At 55.6% G+C, this 6,473-nt stretch carries 7 protein-coding genes; 5 read left to right on the forward strand and 2 right to left on the reverse strand.

Annotated features, from left to right (window positions below; all coding sequences use genetic code 11):
* The first annotated feature begins 177 nt into the window (after window positions 1-177).
* From MWC30_RS13150 to MWC30_RS13170, 5 genes are all read left to right on the forward strand, one after another.
* Window positions 178-1,419, forward strand: a complete 1,242-nt coding sequence (locus MWC30_RS13150) for an FAD-dependent oxidoreductase (RefSeq protein ID WP_244084650.1) — start codon at window positions 178-180, stop codon at window positions 1,417-1,419.
* A 59-nt stretch (window positions 1,420-1,478) separates the two neighbouring features.
* Complete coding sequence (locus MWC30_RS13155; RefSeq protein WP_244084651.1) at window positions 1,479-2,381, forward strand: PLP-dependent cysteine synthase family protein; 903 nt, start codon at window positions 1,479-1,481, stop codon at window positions 2,379-2,381.
* A gap of 87 nt (window positions 2,382-2,468) precedes the next feature.
* Window positions 2,469-3,659 carry a mercury methylation corrinoid protein HgcA gene (hgcA, locus tag MWC30_RS13160; protein ID WP_334314429.1) on the forward strand — a complete coding sequence of 397 codons (1,191 nt, stop codon included), beginning with the start codon at window positions 2,469-2,471 and terminating at the stop codon, window positions 3,657-3,659.
* Between the two features lie 14 nt (window positions 3,660-3,673).
* Window positions 3,674-4,018, forward strand: a complete 345-nt coding sequence (gene hgcB / locus MWC30_RS13165) for a mercury methylation ferredoxin HgcB (protein WP_244084653.1) — start codon at window positions 3,674-3,676, stop codon at window positions 4,016-4,018.
* Window positions 4,019-4,104: 86 nt separating this feature from the next.
* Complete coding sequence (locus MWC30_RS13170) at window positions 4,105-4,962, forward strand: transposase (protein WP_244084654.1); 858 nt, start codon at window positions 4,105-4,107, stop codon at window positions 4,960-4,962.
* Here MWC30_RS13170 and gpW read toward each other — a convergent pair.
* Window positions 4,957-5,199, reverse strand: a complete 243-nt coding sequence (gene gpW, locus MWC30_RS13175) for a gpW family head-tail joining protein (RefSeq protein ID WP_244084655.1) — start codon at window positions 5,197-5,199, stop codon at window positions 4,957-4,959. The genes MWC30_RS13170 and gpW overlap by 6 nt on opposite strands.
* A gap of 237 nt (window positions 5,200-5,436) precedes the next feature.
* Entirely contained in the window at window positions 5,437-6,177 is a 741-nt protein-coding gene (locus MWC30_RS13180; protein ID WP_244084656.1) for an HNH endonuclease, read from the reverse strand.
* Window positions 6,178-6,473: the final 296 nt, after the last annotated feature.

The raw sequence follows: 6,473 nt of genomic DNA on the forward strand, positions 1-6,473 counted from the left end.
GAGAAGAAATAGACATCCGCCCTACCCATTCATCCGTGCTTTGTAATAGAATTGTACCGTGCATTCTACGCACTATTGTCGACACAGGCATTTCTTCAGTACGGGCGGTGCGTAAACTCCACCCTGCCGGACTGATGGATGCCGATTCATTGCCTCTTGCCTTGGAGCGTGTCCATCATGACTGAAGCGGAAATCACTGTTTATGGCGCTCCCTCGTGCCCGGCCTGTCGGAACAGCAAGATGTTTCTGGGGGAGCATCAGATCCCTTACCGATGGGTGAACATCGACGATGATGCCGAGGCCGAGCGCTTCGTCATGGAGAAGAATGGCGGGAGGCGCATCATCCCGACCATCGTCTTTGGGGATGGATCGTTCCTGGTTCAGCCCGCCGTGGCGGAGCTTGCCGCTAAATTGGGTCTGAAAACAGAGGCTTCGCGGTCTCAGTATGATCTGATCGTTGTCGGGGGTGGTCCTGCAGGCCTGACGGCGGCGCTCTACACGGCTCGAGAAGGTATCGACACGCTGGTCATCGAGCGAGCGGCCTTCGGCGGTCAGGCAGCCGGAACGGAGCGACTGGACAACATGCCCGGCTTTCCGGACGGAGTGACGGGAAGCGAGTTCTCTCAGCGGCTGCGTCGCCAGGCAGAGCGATTTGGCGTCGAGCTCCTACAGGTTCATGAGGTCACAGGAATCTCACGAAACGCTGATCTGCACGCCGTAAAGACCGAAAACGGCAAGCAATACACCGCCCGCTCGATACTCATCGCCACCGGCAGCCACTACAAACGTCTGGGGGTTCCGGGTGAGACGGACTACCTGGGAGCCGGCGTCCACTTTTGCGCCACCTGCGACGGTCCCCTTTACAAGGGGAAGCGCGTCGCCGTCATCGGCGGCGGAAACAGCGCCACCGAGGAGAGCCTGTTCCTGGCCAAATTTGCCGACCACGTGACGATCCTGGTGCGAGGAGAGGAGTTTCGTGCCACACGATTGATCCAGGATGAAGTTTTTAAGCACCCGAAAATCGAAATTCGCTTTCAGACTCAGGTGAAGGCATTCCTCGGCTCCAATTCCAAGCTGACTCACCTGAAGATCCTGGACGCTCGGACGGGCCGGGAGGAAAATCTGGAGGTCGACGGCGTTTTCGTCTTTATCGGCCTCATTCCCAATACCCGTTTTCTGGAGGGCAGAGGCGTGCTCCTGGATCGTTGGGGCTTCATTCTGACGGGTTACGATCTGCCGGAGCAGGGCCGGCATATCACAGGGTACAAAATGCGCGCGCCCTATATGCTGGAAACCAGTCTGCCCGGCGTGTTCGCGGCAGGAGATGTCCGTATGGGCAGCACCAAGCAGGTGGTCAGTGCGGCGGGGGAAGGCGCCGCCGCGGCACTGGCCATTCGAGAATACCTGAAACGATTGTGAGGATTCGGCGAATGCCCTGGAGCATAACAGCGCCTGAGAAAAGCGAGAATAAAGGCAAAATGAATCAAGAAAAAATGGATGTAACCTGCATCGTCGGAAAGACTCCCATGCTGAGGATCGAGGGCATTCACGCAAAGCTCGAGACCTACAGTCCCAGCGGAAGCGTCAAGGACAGGATGGCGTGTTATATGCTAAAGAAGGCCGAGGAGCGTGGCCGGTTGAAGGCCGGCTCCAGGATCCTCGAAGTCACTTCTGGAAATACAGGCATAGCATTCGCCATGCTGGCCGCTGCCAGAGGATATAGGTTTACTGCCGTCATGCCCGAAAATATGAGCGCTGAAAGAAGGAGGATGATGACAGTTTTTGGAGCTCATCTGGTCCTGACACCCGCTGAAGAGGATATGACCGGCGCTTTGAACAGGTACCTGGAGCTCAAACAGGAATATCCTGATGCATGGCTTCCGGACCAGTTCGCCAACCCCGACAACATCGAAGCGCACGAGTTGGGACTTGGAAAGGAAATTGTGGACGCGCTCGGCTCCTCTGTGGACGCTCTTGTGGCAGGAACGGGAACAGGCGGGACCCTTATCGGTGTCGCCAGGGCCTTGAAGAAATCCAATCCTCAGGTAAAAATCATTGCTGTGGAGCCGGCTGAATCGCCGGTCATCGGAGGCGGAAAGGCTGGACCTCATGGCATACAGGGCATCGGTGAGGGGTTCATCCCGAAGATCCTCCAAGACAACATAAAAATGATCGACGAAGTGATGACCGTCAGCACGGACGAGGCCATCGCGGAAGCAAAGCGGCTTTGCTGCAATCACGGGTTATTTGTCGGAATAAGCTCAGGAGCCAATTTTCTTGCTGCAAAACGGGCTGCCGGCAGGTATCGGACCGTGGTCACCGTCCTGCCGGACAGGGGCGAGAGATATCTGAGCTGCGAAGCAATGTGCAAGCCGGATTGAGAACGGTCGACAAAGGCACGCGACCAGGGTGGGATCGACCCGTTGAGGCTTTCACGACTCGTCGCAATCCTTATGGAAAGGCCATTCATGAACAAAGGGCGGAATGATTTGATGGCAATGCAGGAGTTTCAGGAATCAAACGAGCAGCCGGGCGGTCAGCCCTTCAACGCGGTACCCTCGGCTTCGTGTTGACCTCAGCCGGAAAAGGTCCAGGTGGGCCTTCCACGCTCTGACCAGCCTTTCGTTTCAGGCTCGCTTTTCACCGATGTCGGCGCTGTACCGTGCATCCGTTCATCCCTGACCTGGAAAGATTTTTGGGGAACGCTCAAGGTACGTTGCGGCATCGGGCGCATGCATTATACCGTCGATCCCGGTCTTTATGCCCTGGGCCGACCGGACAGGGGGTCCCCGGTTCTGGTGACCGCCAATTACAAGCTGAGCTTTGACCATTTGAGGAAATCCCTTCCCGGCCGCAGCGCATGGGTCCTGGTCCTCGACACCAAGGGGATAAATGTCTGGTGTGCAGCCGGAAAAGGAACCTTCGGCACGAGTGAGCTGGTCCATCGTATCAAAGACGCGCAGCTGGAGCGACTCGTGGATCACCGAAACATCATCGTTCCACAGTTGGGCGCCCCCGGGATTGCCGCCCATGAGGCCAAAAGATTGTCCGGGTTCAGAGTGCACTACGGACCCGTCCAGGCAAAGGACCTGCCGGAATTCCTCGATGCAGGCATGCGGGCAACATCAGAGATGCGTCTCAAGAGCTTCAGCATCGGTGAGCGTGCTGTTCTGATACCCGTCGAGTTGATCGGGGCTCTCAAGCCGGCCCTGTTCATTCTTCCCGTGCTTTTAATCCTGGGCGGGCTCTCGCGGGGACCCAATGGGTTTTGGCTCGACATGCTGCATCATGGCCTGTTTGCGGCGCTTTCTTTCTTGACGGGTATCGTTGCCGGCACCGTTCTCACCCCGTTGCTGCTTCCGTGGATTCCCGGCCGCGCCTTTTCCCTCAAGGGGGCGATTGTCGGCTTCCTTACGGGATTGATGTTTTTGGGCAGTTTCGGATGCCTGTCGGACCAAACCCTCGGGAAACTGGAGATGATGGCGGGTCTTCTGCTCATCACGACAGGGTCAGCCTACCTGGGGATGAATTTTACGGGTGCATCCACTTACACCTCCCTCTCGGGGGTCAGGAAGGAGATGCGGTGGGCGCTGCCTCTTGAAGTGGGTGGGGCAACGCTCGCCTTGGTGCTCTGGGGCATATCGCTGGTAACCAGTTGATGGGGACGAAAAGCATGAATTCATTGAGATACCTCAAGAATGTTTCAACTTTGGAATTGGATGGGCAGAAATGCATCGGCTGCGGGATGTGTTTCCAGGTTTGCCCCCACGCTGTCCTGGTTATGGCGAATGGCCGGGCCCATATCCGAGATCGAGACGCCTGCATGGAGTGCGGCGCATGCGCCATGAACTGCCCGTTACAGGCCATTTCCGTTCAGGTTGGCGTAGGCTGCGCGGCAGCGGTCATCAATTCCATTCTTGGCCGCACGGATGCATGCTGCTGTGTGATAGACGACGGGAAATCCCATGGATTGGCGGGTAAGATCGGGCAGGGGACAGGCAGAGGCAGCTGCTGCTGATGCCGTAGACCGCGTATCTAAAGGTCTGAGCCCTCCACGTCTGTGGGCTCAGGTCTTGCTCATATCGGCCGGTATAATGTTGCTCCATGGCTAGACCATTGCGAATCGAGTATCCAGGGGCCGTTTATCATGTGACGGCACGAGGAAACGACCGGGCGCCGACATTTGAAGACGATGCGGACCAGGCGGCTTTCCTCGTCTTGCTTGAAGAGGTGGTAGAGCGTTTCAAGTGGCTTTGCCATGCCTATGTTCTCATGGGAAATCACTATCACCTGCTCGTTGAAACTATTGAGGGCAATCTTTCCGCCGGCATGCGCCACGTTAACGGAGTCTACACCCAGCAGTTCAACAGAAGGCATCACCGGGTAGGGCACCTCTTTCAGGGGAGGTTCAAGTCGATCCTGGTTGAGCGACAGGCATATCTGCTGGAGCTGTGCCGGTATGTTGTGCTCAACCCTGTCAGGGCGGGCATGGTGGAAAATCCGGAAGATTATGAGTGGAGTAGCTATCGTGCAACCGCGGGGATAACGAGGGGAGCTCGATTCGTCTGTTCGGATTGGATTTTGTCTCAGTTTTCTTCTGATGCCTCTCAGGCCCGCAGACTCTACATGGATTTTGTGAAATCGGGGATCGACGGCGCTCGGGTCTGGGACGATCTAAAGTCCCGGCGTATCCTTGGCGGGGAGAAGTTTCTTGAAGCTATAGAACCCGCACTCAGGGAAAAGAGGTTCGTAAAGGAGATTCCCCGCTGTGAGCGGCTGGCCTCCCGTCCTTCACTCAAGGACCTGTTTGAGGGATCTTTCGGGAAGGAGGAGCGCAACCTCCTCATAAGGAGGGCGCACCTGGATTACAGCTATTCCTTCACGGATATCGCGAAGCACATCGGGCTGCACTACGCTACCGTGAGCCGCATTGCCAGGGGGAAGGGATCGATATCGTCATAATACAAGACCTGACCCCATGTGTACAGTGCCAAGAAAGAAGCTTCGGATGGATTGGGAGGATGCCTGCAGGACCTGGGCGCGCACTTCGGCGAGAAAGCTCCGGAGCTGGGGCAAAGTGACCGGGGTGAACTCGACGCATGTGCCGTCTGAAAGGGTGACGGCCTCCTTCCGGGATCCGGTCGCAAGAGCGATGGCTGCCCGCTCGAGGTTTTGCTGGTCTTCGGTTGTGCAGGCCATGATTTGGGGTTCCCGTGTGTGATGGTTATGGCACACGAGGATTCTGGTGAGATTTTGCTTGGAGATCAACGAGGTGATTTACAGGGCAGTAAAGGCTTATGCATTTCTTTACAGGAGAATAAAACAAGAGGGCTGGAAAGAACAAAAACAGAAGAAAGACACTGTGAATGTTTCAAAAGCAACAAACCGTTAATACGAGCAGAAGGTACGAATCCCCCCTTCGTCGTCCGGATGCCTTTATTGGATCATCAACTTCTCCTCGAAGACATCGGCGATATGGTCTACTTGCGCGGGACCGGTAAAGGCCGTCATATGGACGCGAAGCAACTCGCCCCGCTCTGTAGCACCGCACATATTCAGCGAATCGTAGAAATCGAGTACCCACACAGTAAAGAACGGGTCGTCTCGATTCCTGGTAAACACGTACTTGAAGGCCCCGTCGGCAAGCGCTTCTCGCTGTAAATTCTCCGGGCTTAGGCTGAGAAAGCATTTCTTGAAGCGCTCAAGCCCTTGATCAGTAAGCGGGAAAAGCCTAATCACATAGTCGCGGGGAAAAGGACTCCGGAGATGATGCCACAGCAGTCCCTTAATGATCATTAAGAAAAGGCCAGAGGCCTTATCGTAATCGAAGGGAAGTGCACTTGTGGTGACAGCACTTCCGTCTGAAGTCATGCCGACGGCATTTTTCCGGCCATTACGGAGATCGTGGCGCAAGCTCTGGTCACCCTTCATTCGCCTCTCCACTTGCGTCTGAAGCATCTCTTGTGCTGCATGGTGCAAAGAACCGAAGGGGAAGACTGTCATTGCATATCTCTCATACTCCGATTTCCGGTTGTTACACTCGGGGCAAGCAGGCACTTGAGGCAGGTCATCGCGCAAGCTCTCGGGGAAGAATTTGCGCCCGATAACGTGGTCACCGGTGGATGCTGGATTGGTGCTACAATAAGCACACATTCTGCCACGGAAGGCTTTCTTCATTTCTTACTTCTTCTTCAATCAGTCAATAAATAAGAAAGAGTTCTTAGGTCCAACCGAGGTCAATGCTCTTGTCATTACATTTCGAGCATTCTCACTGGTCGCCCGGTGTGGTGTGGGGGCAGGGAGAGAAAACCCCCAGCTAACCGATTAGAGGCGTACCAACTCACTCTAGGGCGTCCAAAAATGGCCTCTGAGGGCCGGTTTTAGTGCTCGGGATTTGGCCCCAGAAGTAGTGGACAGGTTGTGTCCACAGTAGTACGATAACCTGGATTCTATCATCCATAATCCAGGGGGTA

This window comes from Desulforhabdus sp. TSK, from assembly GCF_022836495.1.
Taxonomy (GTDB): domain Bacteria; phylum Desulfobacterota; class Syntrophobacteria; order Syntrophobacterales; family Syntrophobacteraceae; genus Desulforhabdus.